Here is a 16711-nt window from a genome sequence, read left to right on the forward strand (position 1 = left end):
ATCCGGCTTAGCTCCTAGCAGACCGACTCCAGGTCCACCGCGTCCGTCATGGCCGTGTAGCCGGCGTCGTTCGGGTGCAGATGGTCGCCGGGGTCGAGCTCGGGGTCGATCTGTCCGGGGTTGGAGGGGTCTCGCACCGCGTGATCGAAGTCGATGACGTCGTCGAACTCGCCGGAGGTGCGGATCCATTCGTTGACGGCCAGACGCGTTTCCTCGCCGGCATCGGTGTACCGGTCGGACGCCCCGAACGGCGTGAGCGTTGCTCCGATGACGCGCAGGCCGTTGTCGTGGGAGCGGTCGATGAATTCGCGGTAGACCTCGATCAACTCCTCTGCCGGTACAGTGCCGTCGGTCGTCCTGATGTCGTTGATGCCCTCCAGCAGGACGACGGTCTCGACACCCGGCCGGTCGATCACGTCTGTGTCGTACCGCAAAATCGCGGCATCGCCGTTCGTGCCGGCGTCGGTGAGGAGGCGGTTGCCACTGATCCCGGAGTTGAGCACGCCGCACTGCTGGGGGACGGGACGCTCCAGCAGTCGGTCGGCCACTTGATCGGGGTAGCGGAGATTGGCGTCCACCGTGGACGAGTGACCGTCGGTGATCGAGTCGCCGAAGAACACCACAGAATTCTGGGCGGACGAGGTCACGTCCACCCCGCGGAGGAAGTAGCGTCCTTGATCCAGCTCGGAGAAAACCTGGGTTCCTGCCGAGGTCTGGTCGCCGTCGGCGATGTAGGACGTCGACATTCCCAGGGGGTGGGTGGTGGCTGGACCGGTCGGGCCGGGCAGGTGCATGCTGACGACCAGGTCGGAGTTCGGTTCGACGGACAGTGGGACGGGATCAGAGAGCAGTTCGTGTCCGACCGGGACAGTGGTGGAGGGTGAGCCGTCGAAGGTGACCAGGGTGATCTGGTTTTCGTCGACTTCCGAGAGTGGCGTGCCTGGTGCGACGGTGACGGCACCGACGTCGAGCGGAGTAGTGCCGTAGGCGTTGCTGAGGCGGAGGCGCACTGACTGGCCACCGATGGACAGGTGCGCGGACTGCCGCACCGTGGTGTCGGTGAATCCGTCGCCTGAGATGGTGCCCTCGACATCGGGTTCGGTCATCGCGGCGCTCCAACTCCCGAGCCACGTGCCTTCGTCCGGAGGGGACGGGATAAGCGAGCCACCGACCGATGATGACGAGGAGGAGGATGAAGAAGGGGAGGAAGAGGACCTCGATGACGGTAGTGCGGTGGCTGATACCGCCAACCCGAGGGCGAGTGCAGCGCTGCAGAGGAGACCGAGGCCTACCCTCGTTGTTCCGGGTTTCCTGGTCACGTGTGAGGGCCCTTCGTGGCGGTGGAGTTGTGGATGGATAACAGTATATTCCGGTTCGGGACTCAGCGCCCATCCGCACTACATGAACGCCGAGTACTGCACCGGTTTCTCCTCCCGTCTGTTCGCCCGTGCCCGGTCCGCGATCGATGTGTGGTTGAAAATCAGGTTGAGCAGCACGGCCGTCACGGCCGTTAAGACCACGCCGTCCGCCAGGATGCTCTGCGACCAGTCCGGGAACTCGTCCCACATCGTCGGTGCGAATTTCGTCATCAATCCCACGCCCACAGCGAGCGCCATGATGGTCGAGTTGATCGTGTCTGACGTGGACACGCTCTTCAGCGTCCCCACACCAACAACGGCGATCGACCCGAACAGGACCAGGCCCACACCGCCAACCACCGGTTCCGGCAGTGCCGCGATGACCGCACCGGTCACTGGCATCAGCCCGAGGATGATCAGGAAGATCCCGGCGAAGCCCGTGGCGTAGCGGGAGTAGATGCGCGTGGTCTTCACCGCACCCACGTTCTGGTTGAAGACGGTGTCCATGAACCCGTTCATCACACCGCCGAGCACGCCCGAGAAGCCGTCGACAGCCAGCCCGCGTGCTACATCTCCCTTCGACAGCTTCTTCCCGGTGATCTCACTCAGTGCGGAGAGGCTCGCGATGGTCTCGGCGAAGATCACCGCCATGATGATGGCCATGCTGATCACGCCCACCGGCGGGAATTCAGGGGCGCCGAAGTGGAACGGGGCGATCAACCCGAAGATCTGCGCGTCGGTCACGTCGCTGAAGTCCACCATCCCGAAGGGGATGCAGATGATCACTCCGCAGATCATGGAGATGAACAGGGAGGCTTTGCTCAGCATCCCCTTTCCCAGGGCGCTGACGACGACGGCGATGATGATCACGACGAGCGCGATGGCGATGTTCCGCGGGTTGCCGTGGTCGGCCGAATCGGGGCTCCCGACCACCAGGTCAGTCGCCACGCTGACCAGCGATACTCCGAGTACCAGGAGTACCGACCCGGTGACCATCGGCGGGAAGAACTTGAGGATCCTGCTGAACGGCCATGCGAGGAGCATCCCGATCAGGCCACCGGCGAGCATGGAACCGTAGACGGCCTGCAGCCCGTACTGCTGACCGATGGAGATCATCGTTGCCACCTGGACGAACGTGGCACCGCCGATGATGGGGAGCCGGGCACCCGCGATCTTCCCGACGCCCAGACTCTGGAGCACCGTGATGATGCCCGCCACGAACAGGTCGGCGTTGATGAGCAGCGCGACCGTCTCGGAATCCAGTCCGAGCGCCGCACCGAAGGCCAGCGGGACAGCCACGCAGCCGACGTACATGATCAGGACGTGCTGGATGCCGAACATCGAGTTCAGCTTCCAGCCGAGGGATGTGTCGACGTCCGAGCCGATGAACGCAGCGTCCTGCGTGGTGTCTGGTTTCTGTTTCGTACTGTTCTTACCCATGGGTTCCTCCTGAACTCCTGAGACAGTGGCTGCTACCGCGCAATGTCGGTGGCGTAGGACGAGCGGCCGGGGAACCAGCCTTCGCCCTGGTGGTAGGGGCCGATGAAGCTGACTTCCCGGTCCTCGAACTCGCGGAACTCCGACATCATCCGGGGCCAGTTCTCACGGGTGATGTCGGTGCTGATTCCCCAGCCGAGACGTTTGACTCCGGCGTAGATTCCGGACAGTTGGTGGCCGGCCAACCCCATGGAGGCTTTGGCCCCGGTCGAGAAGTGGTAGAGCCGTGTCACCCATGCCAGATCGGGGTCATCGGTCACCGGTGTGAACCCGAAACCCGGGCCAAGGTAGGGGCTGTTGCCCAGAGGCTGTCCGTCGGAGGGTTCGAACCGGTCCTTCCACAGGGCGAGGGAATCCACCACCTGACGGAGCTCCGGACGCCGGTGCAGATCGGTGTCGTACCCGGTTCCGGCGATCACCCAGTCCACCCGGTAGACACGGGCTTCCCCGTCCACCGTGGTGGTGATCTCGACCTCCCGCCCGCCGGGGGCGTCGGGGTTGTCGACCACGGCGACGGCATCCCACCCCTGCCCGAGCTGGAGGGAGAATCCGTCGAGCCCGAAGCATCTCCACAGGGTGTGCTGCGTCGGCGGCTGGGGGAGACCGCCGTTGAACTGGGAGAACTCCCACTTCTGCTCATCGGTGAGGTCGTAGAAGTGCTCCTGCATCCCGGGGAACTCCATCCACCGCAGGGAATTGTGCACGGGAACCTCCTGCCGCCTCATGAACACGGTTGCCGCGGACGCCCCGTTCTCCAGCGCGAGGGCGGCATTGTCGAAGCCGGAGGATCCTCCGCCGAGGACCGCGACGCGACGCCCGGCGATCTCGCTGAAGTCAATCCTCTCCTCGGTGTGGAACCACCGCTCGCGCGGGAGGTTGTCCGCGATGATGGAGGGGACCCGCGGACCACCGGCACCATTGAGGCCCAGCGCGAAGACCACCCGGCGGGCCCGGACGATCCCCGTGGTGTCCCCGGACTCGACGGTGAGGGTGAACGGCGCGTCCGGACCGGTGGACCCGTCCGGCGGATCGACGTCGGTGACGGTGGTGTGGTCGCGGACGCTGACACGGGTCACCCACCGGTACCAGCGGAGGTAGTCGTGCCAGTCAACGCGGGGGATGAAGTCGATCTCCTCCCAGGCGGCTGCACCGTACGCGGCCTCGAACCACTGCCGGACGTGCAGGCTGGGGACATCGAGCTCGATTCCCTTGAGCCACTTGGGGCTGCGAAGGGTGTGCATCCGGGCGTACCGGGTCCAGCATCCGATCTCTCTGTCGGACGAGTCGTCGATGACGAGGACACGGTCGATCCCCTCCCGGGACAGGGCGAAGGCGGCCCCGAGGCCGGCCTGTCCGCCGCCGATGACGACGACGTCCAGCACGGAATCATCATCGTGCGGCACCCAGGGGCCGTGGTGTGAGGTCACGTCAATGTCGGTGCGGACGCGGTCGGACAGCGCGGCGACTCTCTCATCTCCGTCGGGGAGCAGTTCGCCGCTCGGCAGCGGCATGCCGGTGGCGGTTGTCAGGTTCAGCGAGGGTTCCATGGTGTTCTCCGTGGGGTGGTGGGTGGTCACGGGGTGACTCCGGCGGGTTGTGGCGATGTCGCGATGCGGCGTGCCACCGCGGCGCCGATGATGAGCTGGACGACGTGGTAGATCATGAGCGGGACGATGACGAGACCCCCGGCCGGGAACAGTGCCCCGGCGATGGGGAGTCCGGTGGTGAGGGATTTCTGGCTGCCGCAGAACAGCACCGCAGTACGGTCCGGTCCGGGGAGCCGGGTGGTGCGGGTGGCCAGCGTGATGAATCCGCTGACCACGAGGAGCAGACCGAGGGCCACACCCACGACCACCGCCAGGGAGGTGAGACTGACCGTCTCCCAGACACCGGCGAGGGTGGCGGCGCTGACAGCGGAGTAGACGATGGTGAGGATCGCGGTGCGGTCGATGTACTTCAGCCGTCCGGCGTGACGGGTGGCCCACGGTCCCCACCAGGGGCGGAGGAACTGCCCGAGGCCGAACGGGAGGAGGATCTGGAGGACGATGCTGACAACGGTTCCGGTGCCCATGGACACGTGCGACCCCAGCATCAGCAGGACCAGCAGCGGGGAGAGGACCAGCGCGAGAAGGTTCGAGGCGGTGGCGGCGGTCAGTGCCGCAGCCCCGTTGCCGCCTGCCTCTACGGTGTAGATCACGCAGGTCTGCACCGTAGTGGGCAGGGTGCTGAGGAAGACCAGTCCGGCCGCCAGATCCGGGTCGAGAACCCCGGACGCGGCCAGGGTGACCGCCAGAACCAGGACGGGGAAGACGACGTAGCCGGTCAGCAGGATCAGCCCCTGGACCCGCCAGTTCCGCGCACCGTTCCAGACATCCGCCGGGGACATGCGCAGACCGTTGAGGAGGAACAGGGTGACGACGGCTCCGGTCGCGATCCACGAGACCGCCTGGGACGCGCTCCCGCTGGCGGGCAGGACCAGCCCGACGGCGAGGACGCCGAGGAGCGAGACGATGAACCAGTCGATCTTCATGGTTCCGCAGCCCTTCTACCTGCGCACCACGGCGGCGACGGGGTTCGCGCCGGGTGGCCCCATGTGGGAGTTCTTCTCGCCGCCGGAGACGAAGGCGGTGGTTTTTCCGGTGACCGAACCCACGATGGCGGCACCGAGTGCCTTGGCGACGTGATGCGCTTCATGGTCGGCGTTGAGGACGATGGGGGCGCCGCGCAGTTCATTCGACGCGGGGATGCAGACCTTCGCGAAGACCTGGGCGATACGTCCCCGTTCATCCCCGGTGGCCTGGGGGCCGACGTCGAGACCGGCGTTGGCGAGGGCCCTCCGCACCCCGTCCGTGTCCAGGAGGTCGGTGATGAGGCTGTGGCCGATGCGCAGCGGAGACAGGGAGTCGGCACGGTTGGCGAGGAGCAGGACCTCGCCCTGCTTCTTCTCCCCGCCGGCCGATGTCGCGGCGACGGAGCTGAAGAGGCTCCAGTCCTGCCGGATGACCTCATCGGTGACCGCGGAGTCCGGCACCTCGCCGAGGGCGACGGCCACGCCGAGGGCGGAGGCGTCGTTGGAGAAGCACATCGATCCCTGCGGGCCGATTCCCGGATCAGTGGTGACCACGCTCTTTCCGGACGCAAGGGCCTCGTCAATGGTCCTGGGGGTGAGCGCGGGCCCCTTCACCATCACGAGGTGGACGTCCGAGGGATCGGCGACGCCCGCATCGGACATGGCCGCGGCGACGGCGGTGGACACCGTCTCGACCTGCGCACGGCGGCCGACATGCTCCGGGAGGATCGGTTCGGTGGTGGCCCGTCCGAGGACGAGTCCGCCACCGTCCGGTTCCGGCTCCGCAGGACGTTCCGGGTCGGCCGGCACCCAGCGTTGCGCGATGACGGTGACGTGCGGGCTGAGGACGCCCGGTGATCCACCGGAGACGATGACCGAGGTGCTGGCGGACACCTCATCGGTGTCCGTACCGCGGAGCGTCGCGAGGCTGGACTTCAGGGACTGCTCGCACAGGACGCGGCCGTAGTCATTGGGCAGGCCGTGGCCCTCGGACTTGGCCACGAGGGCGATGACGTCTGCGGGGGAGAAGTCGGCGTCCTCCACCGCACGCTCCAGTGCGGAGGTGTCGGAGGGCGCCGTCATGGGGCAGACGATCATCTCGACAAGGGGTTGGGACTGTTCTCTACTCATGTCTGAACTGTCTACAGAACTGAGTTTGCAGGTTTGTGACCTTTGGTTTCATACCGGTTAAATGTCGGATCCCCATGCTTTACTGGACGCATGAAGCAGCAGCAGAGTCTTGTGGAGTCCGCCGCCGAGAAGATCACCGAGGAGATTCTCGGCGGTCGGCTCCGCCCCGGGGACAGGGTGAGTGAGCCGCGGGTGTCCGAGGCGATGGGGATCAGCAGACCCCCTCTCCGGGAGGCCCTGCGCGTCCTCGAGACCCGCGGTCTCCTGACACATCTGCCCCGGCGGGGCCACCGGGTGGTCGACATGACGCACGGGGATCTGGGGGAGATCTACGACCTGCGGCATGCCCTCGAACGGTTCGCGCTGGAGAAGATCCTGCATGGTGCGGCTGGCTCCCCACCGTCGATGGCGCAGGCGCTCACCCCTGCGCGATCCTGGCTGGGAAAGATGCACAAGGCCGCCACATCGGGCGACCCCGTGGCGTTCACCCGGACGAACATCGGCTTCCATACCGCGGTGGTGGACGCGGCGGACAGCGGACGGCTCAGCAACTTCTACCGGCAGCTGATGACCCAGATGCAGGTGTGGATGTCGTGGAACCTCAAGAACGAGGCCGCGGAACACGGCGATCTGATGCATGGCTACCAACGGCACGTGAACCTGTTGAACGCCATGGAAACCGCCGACAGTACGGTCGCCATGGAGGAGTTCGAGAATCACGGCGAGCGCTCCTACCTGGACCGGGACCCCGGGATCGATGATCCCCGCTGGCTGTCAGCGGGTGACATCGCCGACGGGGTGCAGGAACGCCGCTTCACCGCCCGCTCAGTCATCGAGGCCACACGGCGACTCCATGCGGCGTCCGCCCGGCTGAACGCCTACATCTCCGTGGATTTCGAGGCGGCACTGGATCGCGCGGACACGATCGACCGTGCCGTTGCCGCCGGTCGAAGGGTTGGACCGCTCGCGGGGGTTCCTGTCAGCATCAAGGACGTCATCGCTGTCGCGGGGCTCCCGCTCACCGCAGCGTCCCGCGCGTTCCACGGAGAGATCGGCACGGTGACGGCAACCGCCGTGCAGCGGCTGGAGGACGCCGGGGCGATCATCATCGGCAAGACCAACTGCCCGGAGTTCGCCTTCGGGGTCACTTGTACGAGTCCGGAGGGAGGGAGGACGGAGAATCCCCTGGCCGCCGCGAAAAAGCAGTCGCTGGCGCCCGGAGGATCCAGCGGCGGTGAGGCGGCGTCCCTGGCGGCTGGTCTGTCGGCCCTGGGGGTGGGGACGGATTTCGGCGGTTCCATCCGGTGGCCCGCCCAGTGCACGGGGATTGTGGGACTGCGTCCCACGGCGCCCTGTGCCATTGGTGATGCGGAGCTGGGTGCGATGATGCCGTCCGACGGGCAGGTTCCCGGGAAGGGCGGGGCGATGGGAATCGACGAGGAAGGGGGGACGGTGGAACCTGCTGATTCGGTGCAGGGGCTGCTGCAGGTCATCGGGCCGATGGCCCGCACAGTCGCCGACGTGTCAACGGCCTGGCAGATCATGTCCGGACACACGGTGACGGCGGATCGCGAGTCGGTGGGTACCCCGCTTCGCATCGCCTGGAGCACTGGCGAACGGATCCAACCGGTGAGTGCGGAAGTTGCTGCAGCCGTCGCCGCTGTTGCTGGTCACCTGGGTGGTGCCGGTCATTCAGTGTCCGAGAACTCCGCGGTATTCACTGGGCTTGTTGAGGAGTACAACGCGTGGCGTGACGCGGAACCGCTGCTGGACCACCGCGCAGCCGTCGTCGGGAGGGACGCCCTGCTGTCTCCGGGAACGGCGGCATCGATCGCCAATGATCCCGTCGGGGACGCGGAAACTGCGAAGCCGACGGCGTTGGCGTCGCGGGCGGAGGCGCTGCGGGTATTCGACGAAGTGGATGTCGTGGTGCTGCCCGTCGCTCCGGGGCCGGCATGCGGTCACGATGGAACCATGACCGTTGACGGTCATGTCCTCAGTGGGTGGGAGCTCATGTTCCACTGCCGTGCGGTCACGCTGACGGGCTGCCCGGTGGTTTCCGTCCCGGTCGCTGTGGACGGTGAGTCGGGGATGCCATTGTCCGTGCAGGTGGTCGCTGCCCCCGGACGGGAGGATCTGGCGTTGGCTGTGGCGGGGGAGTTGGAGATGATGGGGTATTCAGTCCCGGTAGTGGATAGCTGAGTGGCACCGCTCCGGCAACATCAACCGTTAACGGCCGTCGGTGTCCTCTTCTCCGGGCTGTTGGCGAGTGGCGGATGCGCCGAACCCCCTGTGCACGTCCGGCACTGATCCATTGACCGTGAAGTCACCGACCGTGCGAGCCTTGTAGATCACGGGGTTGTGGGACGAGATCGTCCGCGCATTCCTCCAGTGACGGTCCAATGCCAAATCGCCGTTGGTTGCGGATGCGCTGGCCGCATTGAAAAGGTTCCACGTCGCTTCCCCCGCTAACCGGGTGTTCAGTACCTGTGTCTGCGCGGATGCAACGATAGCCTGCGTCAACTTGTCCGTGTTCTTGTTGGACGATCGGTAGTTGTCAAAGGCACGTGCCAGCGATTCCACGTTCGCACGTGCTCCGAACTTCGCGGACGCTACATCGCCGACAACCTGGAGAACTTCCGGGTCATCTCGAGGAACAGCCACGGTCGCCAGGGGATAGCTCCTCTTCCGTTTACGAACGACCTCCGCGAGATCCTCGGTCGCCCGTTGGATGATTCCGGCCTGGGTCGCGGAATGAATGAACTGATAGAAAGCACCGAGATATGCATCAGTCCCAGACTCGTTACGGGCGAACACGTAACCATCGCGCACGCTGACGTCGTCGAAAGTTGTTGTTCCGCTTGCTGTGAAGCGCTGGCCGAACCCGCCCCAGTCGTCTACCACGGTCACGCCGGGATCATCGCGGCGGACCAGAACCTCTTTCGCGCCGTCCTCGTCCACGACGGCAACGGCTATCCAGTCCGAGTAGAGACTGCCTGTTGTGTAGAACTTCGTTCCGGAGAGCAGCGTGTGATCGCCCTCTTTCCGGAGTGTGGTCGTTGAGTCGATGATGACTGCGGGGGCCGCCCCACCGCCCGGCTGCCCAGTGGCGGGAACCGATGCAGCGGGACCAAAGATCTCTCCGCGCCCAACGGCATTGAGGAGATCATTGCGTACCGGGGAGTCCGCCTGATCGAGGAGGAATTCGACGAAACCGAAGTGCCCACGGAAGATCTGGACGAAGTTTGAATCCGCCGCGGCCAGAGGTACCAGCAGTTCCAGCAGATCGGCTACTGAACCGTCCGCACCGCCAAATTGAGACGGGACACGAAGTCGTCCCAGACCAGCTTTCGCGAGGGCTCTCACCTGGGGTTCGGGCGACAGGCTGGATAGCTCGCGCTGCACGGCATCCTCCCTGATCCCTTTCGTCACCTCCGTTACCCGGTCGGAGATTGAGGCTGGCGAAGTGGTTGTTGCCGTCGTCATGGAGATTCCTTCCTGAAGGTTCACGATGCGATCGTGTCGGGTGTGCGGGCTGCGTCGAGCCGTGGAAGCGACTCGAGGAGTTGTTGGGTGTATGGATGCTGCGGAGCGTTGAAGACCGTGTCGGCAGGTCCGTGTTCGACCAGGTTCCCGTCCTGAATGACGAGAACCCGGTCACTCATGTGGTGAATGACTCCGAGGTCATGGGAGATGAACAGGTAGCTCACGTTGAGTTGGTCCTGTAGATCGCTCAGAAGGTCAAGTATCTGAGCTTGAATTGAGACGTCAAGGGCAGATACTGCCTCGTCGAGCACGATGATCTCTGGATCGGTCGCCAGAGCACGTGCAATCGCGACGCGCTGACGTTGCCCGCCGGACAGGTGAAGCGGCCAGACATCAAGATGATCAGAGGACAGTCCCACGATCTCCAACAGTTCTACGGCTCTGTCCCTGGGTTTACTGGCGTATCTGGGATCCCCGAGGTGAATGGCGTCCGTGAGGATTCTGGACACCTTCCATCGTGGGTCAAAGGAACTCAGTGGATCCTGGAACACCACCGATATCTTGCGACGAATCGCGCGTTGCCGTGGTTCAGAGGCATCGCTCCACCGTTCACCGTTGAAATAGGCGTGACCGGAATCAGGCTTCACCAGGGCCAGTGCGATACGTGCCAAGGTGCTCTTCCCGGAGCCGGACTCACCGACGATGCCCACTGTCTCTCCCCGGTTGAGGTGGAAAGAAATATCCTTGACAACTCGTCTGTACTGCCGATCAGGGCCACGGTAGGACTTGGACACATTCTGGACGTCGAGAACAGGCCCAGAAGTTTCGGAGTGAACAGAGTCGGGATTGGCTTCATGTGGGGGGAAGAGACTCGAGGCGGAGCGGTGCGACCGTGCAGGGGTGGTCAAGCGACCGCCTTTTGTCCGTTCACTGGGAACTGCGTTGATCAACTGGCGTGTGTACGGATGTTGTGGTGCCCGCAGGAGCTCTTCAGTAGGGCCGGACTCCACGACTCTTCCGCCGTTCATGACCAGTACTTCATCCGCCAAGCGAGCAACCACAGCAAGATCATGGCTGATGAGAATGACACTTGTACCTGCGGATATCATGGTCTCCAGCACGTCAAGAACCTGTGCCTGGACAGTGACGTCCAGTGCAGTTGTCGGTTCGTCGGCGATGACCAGAGACGGGTTGAGAGCAATCGCTGATGCGATCAGGGCCCGCTGGCGGAGCCCACCGGAAAGCTCGTCGGGTCGCTGGCGTGCACGAATCTCGGGTTCGGGTACGCCTACCTCGGCAAGAAGATTCGTGACCGCGTCGTCTCGTGCAGACCGCTCGGGTACGTCGACACCCCTCGTGCCCGCATGAAGTGTGAAAGCCTCGGAGATCTCCTTGCCGACGGGCCGAAGGGGATCCAACGACACCAGCGCGTCCTGGAGGACGAAGCCGATTCTTGAGCCGCGAATGTCCTGCCACCAGGAGTCCGGGCGCCCCTGCAACTCGGCTCCCTCGAACTCCAGCGCGTCGGCGTTGACTACCGCACCTTCCCCGGTGAGCCCGACCAGTGAGCGGGCAGTCACAGACTTCCCGGAACCGGATTCCCCGACGAGTGCGATACACCTCCCGCGGTCGAGCGTGAAGCTGATGTCCTTGACCACAGGCTTCAGCTCATCCTTGCTAGTCCGACTGCGACCGGAGTTCGCAAAGGAGACGTTGAGGTTCTCAACTCGAAGTAGTGGGGTGGTGGTCATGATTGTGAAATCCCTTCCGATCGATCCTGGATGAACCGTCCGATCTGTGTGAATACGAGCGCAGTTACCGCGATGGCTAGACCAGGCATGATCACCAACCACCAGGCGGTGGCGATATCGCCCTTGCCGGCGTTGAGTAGCGCACCCCACTCTGGCGACGGAGGCGCAACGCCGAGCCCGAGGAACGACAGCCCTGAAGCCCAGACCACGCTCTGTCCGATACCGAGGGACACCAGTGCCACAAGTGGTCTGAAAGCGTTGGGGAAGATGTGCTGGGTGAACAGCACTCGACGGCTGTGTCCGAGAGCCCGCGCCGCTTCCACATACGATGAGTTCCGGACCCTCATCCCCTGTGCGCGGATGAGTCGGGCGTAGCCGGGGGCGGATCCAATTCCCACGGCGATGACCAGGCTGGTCGCTGAAGGTCCGAGCAATGCCACGAATAACAGGGACAGCAACAGGACCGGAAACGCGAGGAGGACTTCGAGAAGTCGATCGACTACCGAAGCAATCCATTTCGGCCCGAGAGAAGATGCAAAGCCCAGGATGATCGCCAACACCAGCGCCAGAAGCATGGCCAAGGCACCGATCAGAAGCGAAGTCTGGGTTCCGTGGATGATCCTGCTGTAAAGGTCACGTCCGATGGCGTCGGTCCCCAGCCAATGCTCGGTGGACGGAGCTGCCAGAGGACTCTCCAGGCTGATGTCGGACGGTGAGTGGGTGGCAAGAAGGGATGGTGCGATCGCAGCGACAAGAAGTACGAATGCAATGGCTCCGGACACCGCAACGGAGAGCGGTACGCCCAGTTTCGGTAGTCGGTACCGGGCCCGGATCGTGGACTGGGACGCTACCGGGGTACTCATTGCGTCTCCTTGAGTCTCGGGTCAACGACGGTGTAGACGAGATCGACGATCAGGTTGACGACCACGTAGAAGAGGCTGATCAGGACAACGATCCCTATCACGAGGTCGAAGTCCTTGTTGGACACGGAGCGGACCAGGACCGAACCGAGCCCCGGTCGTGCGAAGACCTGCTCGACAAGCACGGCACCTGAGATCAGGCTGCCCACGGCCCATCCGGACAAAGTGATCCCGGGTATGAGGGAATGGCGCAGGACATGGCGTGCACGGACTCCGTTCTCGCTCATGCCACGGGTTCGCGCAGAGGTCACGAATGGCTGGCGGAACGCGCGGTCGAATTCGGTCCGCGTTGCCTGTCCGAGGAAGCCTGCCAGAGGAATCGCCAGCGAAAGGGCGGGCAGGATGGTGTCTACGAATCCTGTGCCGCCGATAACGGGGAACCAGCCAAGTTGTACGGCGAAGACGATGAGGAGGATCGCTCCAAGCCAGTACTGGGGCAGTCCTGCGGCGATGGTCTCCACGCCCGAACCGATGGAACCTGTGCGTGAGCCGCGTCCGGCTGTGATCAGTGTCCAGAGGACCGACAGTATCCATGCCAGCACCAGCGCGAAAACTGCCAGGGAAATCGTCGGCCACAGCTGTTCGGAGATGATGTCGACAACTGACCTGCGCAATTCCCAGGATTCGCCGAGATTGCCCTGCAGAGCATTCCAGATGTAGTCGAAGTACTGGACGATCACTGGGCGGTCCCAACCGTACTCCGCTTCAACCGCCGCAATTTCGTCACCGGTCCGCACGGTCGTCAAGCCCGATTGCACGTTCAACACGATGGTGGCCCGGTCACCTGGCAGGACGGACAAGACTATGAAGGTGACGGTAAACGCTCCCCACAGGACGAAGACGGAGGAGAGCACTTTCCTCCCGACTATCGCCAGTAGGCTCTTCCTTCTCGACGCGGCAACTGACTGTGGGTCCTCGGTGGCAGCGGACAGGGGGCCGGAGGTTGTTGTGGTGGCCATTTATCCGTCCTCCAACGTCACGTCGTTGAAGATGGGCATGCCATTGCTTCCCTGGTCCTGCTTGAACCCTTCAAGGTCCTTCTGCGTGACAACATTATTGGTGAAGTCATAGAATCCGACCGCTATCGCTTCGTCGTTGAAGTAGGACTGGAGGTCGTGGTACCGGTCTTCCCTGACGGAAGGGTCGGTCTCTCGTTGGGCGGCCATGATTCTTTCCTCAACCTCCGGGTTGCTGAAGTGGCTCTTGTTGTTTCCGTTCGGTTCCTCCTCCGTGCCGGCGTTGTAGACGATGTCCAGGATGTTCGGAGATGGCCAGACCCAGTACCCGAAGATCAGCTCGGCTTCGTCGGCTCCCTGTTTCTCACCCGCGAAGTGTTGGGTCTGTGTCAGAGGGATGAGCTCCAGGTCGAATCCGACCTGGTCAGCCTGCTCCTTGACGGCTTGAAGTGCAGCGGTCCCGTCCTGCCCGACGATCGCATCCGAGCCGAAGGGAAGTCGGATGTGGAGGGTTTCGCCGTTCTTTTCCCTCACACCGTCGTCATTGAGTTTCCACCCAGCGTCATCGAGGAGTTCCCCCGCTCGTTCTGGATCAAAGCCGTAGCTGTCGTTGACGTCCAGGTAGTACGGATTGGCGGGGCTCAGTGATCCGTTGGCCTCGTACGGCGCCGACCCTTTGAAGACAGTTTCTGTGATGCGCTTTCGATCTGTCGCGTGGGCGAATGCCTGACGTACCCGGACATCGGTAAACGGGCCCTGCTCAACGTTGAAGGAGAACGCTTGCTGGCGTCCGCCCGTGATGTACGAGTGGACCTGGTAATCCTCTTCCGCGGTGCCCCACTGGCTGGCAGGTGGGTCGTAGACAGCATCCGCTTCGCCACTGGTCAACGCACTCCAGCGTGTGTTCGCATCCGGGGCGAACTTCCATTCAAGGTACTTTTCGTGGGGTGGCCCCTGGTTCATGACGTTGGTCGGTGCGGAACTGTACTCGTCGTTTCTCTCGAAGAGAATCTTCTGCCCCTGGGACCAGTCGTCTACCTTCCATGGTCCTGACCCGACGGGGTACTGACAGTTTTCCGCCTCAGAATTGTTCTCCAGTGCGGTTGGGGACTGGATCCCATAATGACCGTTCGAGAGCACACGGAAGATCCCTGGATTGGGTTCTGAAAGATGAAGGGTGACATTGTATTCCTCATTCTCCGAGGCGCCCTCCAGATACGAGAAGCTGTTCCAGCCGAGGTTCTCCACCCAGTAGTCTGTGTTCGCGACAACTGCGGCGGCATTGAACTCGGTGCCGTCGGTGAAGGTGACATCGTCCCTCAGGGAGAAGGTGATGTCCTTGCCATCGGGCGAGACTTCCCAATCCTTCGCCAACCAGGGGACCGGGTGGTCATCGTCCCAGCTGACCAAGGAATCGAATACCTGGCGGGATGTGTAGGCCGCCTGCACCCAGGAGCCCCAGATGCAGGGTGGCTCTTGGGCGTGGACGTAGGAGATCGTGTCATCCCTCGGGGTATCCGATGCTGTGGTGGCTGAGGAGGATGTACATGAGGTGATTGCAGCAACCGAGGCTATTGCTATCCCGAGCACCCCAGTGCCCTGTAGGAGGGTTCTGGGTGGGGTCACGAGGCAGTCTCCGTCGACACTCCGTCGTTCAGACTCACCTGGTGAGCGCGGTGGGTCGGGTCGATGGAGGGGCCGGAACGAAACAGCTTCTCCCGGAGAGTGCCGGGATGGTACTCGCGCTGTGCGAGTCCGCGTTCCTGGAGGACAGGTACGACGTTATCGACCCATTCGTCCCACCAGCCTCCAAGCGTGGTCACCGGAACGACGTTGAACCCGTCAACTCCCGCGTCGGCCCATTCCTGTACGAGGTCTGCGATCTGCTCGGGTGTTCCCGCGAACCGGCCGGGGAGGAATGCGTGGTCGCGGAGAAAGTCGCGGAACGTCACGGGACGGCCATTGCCGTAGCCGGCCTCGACGGCGGCTCGGAAATGTGAACGTACTCCGTCCCCGAGCTCCGTCCTGTCCTTCAGTTGATCAAGAGTGGTGTCGGGGTCGATTGAGGACAGATCAATGCCACTTCCGCCGCTGAGAAATGCCCGGAGTGCGTCGTAATCGATGTTGTCGTAAAGGTGTTCCTGCTTTCGACGTGCCTCTTCCTCGGTCGAACCGATGACTGTTGACAGCTGGACAATCTTCTTCAGCGAGTCAGGGTTTCTTCCGCGACGTCGTGCCAAGTCGTTGAGGACGGCGATGTCGCGCTGCGCGGTAGCCGGGGTGTTGGAAGGCAGGAAGGTGACCTCGGCATTCTGAACGGCGAACTCGCGGCCGGCGGGGGAGTTTCCTGCTTGGAAGAGAACGGGGGTGCGTTGTGGCGAAGGCTCGACAACGTGGGGTCCTTCGACCTTGTAGTTCTCGCCCTCGTGGTAGATCCGGTGAATCTTCTCCGGGTCGAAGAATCGGTTTGTCTCCGGGTCGTGAAGGACCGCTCCATCCTCCCAGGAGTGTTCCCAGAGCTTGTATGCGACGTCGACGTACTCCTGGGCCCACCGGTAGCGATCGTCGTGCCCGACAATGGTGTCGTGCCCGTAGTTCCTGAATCCGTTGGACAGGTAGGACGTGACGATGTTCCAGGCGACACGACCATCAGTGAAGTGGTCAAGAGATGACAACTGGCGTGCAAATGAGAATGGATGACTCTGAATGATATTGCTCGTGACTGCCAGGCCCAGGTGCTCTGTGACCAGCCCGAGGGCTGAGACGATCGATACGGGATCAGGCTCGGGGAACTGGGATCCAGCTCGGATGCTCGCGGTTCCGTCGCCGAAGTCGAGGTCGTACACTCCGACGACGTCTGCGATGAAAAGTGAGTCGAATCGGCCTCGCTCAAGGGTCTTTACGGCTTCCACGTACGGCTGAAGCTTCGAGTACCCGTACTGTCCCTGGCCTTCGGGGGTGCGCCAGTACCCATGGCTGTGGTGGTTTGGTGTGAGGTGGAGAAAGGCGTTGTAGATCAGTTCGCGAGTCATGCAGCATGACT

General features: G+C 63.3%; 12 protein-coding genes. 1 reads left to right on the top strand and 11 read right to left on the bottom strand.

Going from position 1 to position 16711, the window contains the following annotated elements; translation table 11 throughout:
• Positions 1 to 14 precede the first annotated feature (14 nt).
• From ACTIL2_RS00800 to ACTIL2_RS00820, 5 genes are all read right to left on the bottom strand, one after another.
• Complete coding sequence (locus ACTIL2_RS00800; protein WP_442335540.1) at positions 15 to 1106, bottom strand: SGNH/GDSL hydrolase family protein; 1092 nt, start codon at positions 1104 to 1106, stop codon at positions 15 to 17.
• 291 nt (positions 1107 to 1397) lie between these two features.
• Positions 1398 to 2798: a nucleobase:cation symporter-2 family protein gene (locus tag ACTIL2_RS00805; RefSeq protein WP_442335541.1), complete on the bottom strand. Its 1401-nt coding sequence runs from the start codon at positions 2796 to 2798 to the stop codon at positions 1398 to 1400.
• A gap of 32 nt (positions 2799 to 2830) precedes the next feature.
• Positions 2831 to 4432, bottom strand: coding sequence for an NAD(P)-binding domain-containing protein (locus ACTIL2_RS00810; protein WP_442335542.1), 1602 nt, complete (start codon positions 4430 to 4432; stop codon positions 2831 to 2833).
• Positions 4429 to 5385, bottom strand: a complete 957-nt coding sequence (locus ACTIL2_RS00815; protein ID WP_442335543.1) for a bile acid:sodium symporter family protein — start codon at positions 5383 to 5385, stop codon at positions 4429 to 4431. The genes ACTIL2_RS00810 and ACTIL2_RS00815 overlap by 4 nt, the downstream gene beginning before the upstream one ends.
• Before the next feature lie 15 nt (positions 5386 to 5400).
• Positions 5401 to 6555 carry a ring-opening amidohydrolase gene (locus ACTIL2_RS00820; protein ID WP_442335544.1) on the bottom strand — a complete coding sequence of 385 codons (1155 nt, stop codon included), beginning with the start codon at positions 6553 to 6555 and terminating at the stop codon, positions 5401 to 5403.
• Positions 6556 to 6645: 90 nt separating this feature from the next.
• Between ACTIL2_RS00820 and ACTIL2_RS00825 the strand changes: the two genes are divergently transcribed.
• On the top strand, positions 6646 to 8757 hold the full coding sequence (locus ACTIL2_RS00825) for an amidase family protein (protein WP_442335545.1): 2112 nt from the start codon (positions 6646 to 6648) through the stop codon (positions 8755 to 8757).
• Positions 8758 to 8784: 27 nt separating this feature from the next.
• Here ACTIL2_RS00825 and ACTIL2_RS00830 read toward each other — a convergent pair whose 3' ends face one another.
• From ACTIL2_RS00830 to ACTIL2_RS00855, 6 genes are read right to left on the bottom strand one after another with little or no spacing between them, the layout of a single operon-like run.
• Entirely contained in the window at positions 8785 to 10041 is a 1257-nt protein-coding gene (locus ACTIL2_RS00830) for an acyl-CoA dehydrogenase family protein (RefSeq protein ID WP_442335546.1), read from the bottom strand.
• Between the two features lie 20 nt (positions 10042 to 10061).
• Complete coding sequence (locus tag ACTIL2_RS00835) at positions 10062 to 11792, bottom strand: dipeptide ABC transporter ATP-binding protein (protein WP_442335547.1); 1731 nt, start codon at positions 11790 to 11792, stop codon at positions 10062 to 10064.
• Complete coding sequence (locus ACTIL2_RS00840; protein WP_442335548.1) at positions 11789 to 12655, bottom strand: ABC transporter permease; 867 nt, start codon at positions 12653 to 12655, stop codon at positions 11789 to 11791. The genes ACTIL2_RS00835 and ACTIL2_RS00840 overlap by 4 nt, the downstream gene beginning before the upstream one ends.
• Positions 12652 to 13671 carry an ABC transporter permease gene (locus ACTIL2_RS00845; protein WP_442335549.1) on the bottom strand — a complete coding sequence of 340 codons (1020 nt, stop codon included), beginning with the start codon at positions 13669 to 13671 and terminating at the stop codon, positions 12652 to 12654. Before ACTIL2_RS00845 ends, ACTIL2_RS00840 begins: the two co-directional genes overlap by 4 nt.
• Positions 13672 to 15294, bottom strand: a complete 1623-nt coding sequence (locus ACTIL2_RS00850; protein WP_442335550.1) for an ABC transporter substrate-binding protein — start codon at positions 15292 to 15294, stop codon at positions 13672 to 13674.
• Positions 15291 to 16700, bottom strand: a complete 1410-nt coding sequence (locus tag ACTIL2_RS00855; protein WP_442335551.1) for an NtaA/DmoA family FMN-dependent monooxygenase — start codon at positions 16698 to 16700, stop codon at positions 15291 to 15293. The genes ACTIL2_RS00850 and ACTIL2_RS00855 overlap by 4 nt, the downstream gene beginning before the upstream one ends.
• Positions 16701 to 16711: the final 11 nt, after the last annotated feature.

The sequence above is a fragment of the Corynebacterium sp. genome (assembly GCF_052107835.1).
In the GTDB taxonomy this organism is placed as follows: Bacteria; Actinomycetota; Actinomycetes; order Mycobacteriales; family Mycobacteriaceae; genus Corynebacterium.

Excerpts from the sequence above, each read along its gene's own strand:
- ACTIL2_RS00800 (WP_442335540.1), bottom strand. The coding sequence starts at position 1,106 with ATGACCGAACCCGATGTCGAGGGCACCATCTCAGGCGACGGATTCACC.
- ACTIL2_RS00805 (WP_442335541.1), bottom strand. The coding sequence starts at position 2,798 with ATGGGTAAGAACAGTACGAAACAGAAACCAGACACCACGCAGGACGCT.
- ACTIL2_RS00815 (WP_442335543.1), bottom strand. The coding sequence starts at position 5,385 with ATGAAGATCGACTGGTTCATCGTCTCGCTCCTCGGCGTCCTCGCCGTC.
- ACTIL2_RS00820 (WP_442335544.1), bottom strand. The coding sequence starts at position 6,555 with ATGAGTAGAGAACAGTCCCAACCCCTTGTCGAGATGATCGTCTGCCCC.
- ACTIL2_RS00825 (WP_442335545.1), top strand. The coding sequence starts at position 6,646 with ATGAAGCAGCAGCAGAGTCTTGTGGAGTCCGCCGCCGAGAAGATCACC.
- ACTIL2_RS00830 (WP_442335546.1), bottom strand. The coding sequence starts at position 10,041 with ATGACGACGGCAACAACCACTTCGCCAGCCTCAATCTCCGACCGGGTA.
- ACTIL2_RS00835 (WP_442335547.1), bottom strand. The coding sequence starts at position 11,792 with ATGACCACCACCCCACTACTTCGAGTTGAGAACCTCAACGTCTCCTTT.
- ACTIL2_RS00840 (WP_442335548.1), bottom strand. The coding sequence starts at position 12,655 with ATGAGTACCCCGGTAGCGTCCCAGTCCACGATCCGGGCCCGGTACCGA.
- ACTIL2_RS00845 (WP_442335549.1), bottom strand. The coding sequence starts at position 13,671 with ATGGCCACCACAACAACCTCCGGCCCCCTGTCCGCTGCCACCGAGGAC.
- ACTIL2_RS00855 (WP_442335551.1), bottom strand. The coding sequence starts at position 16,700 with ATGACTCGCGAACTGATCTACAACGCCTTTCTCCACCTCACACCAAAC.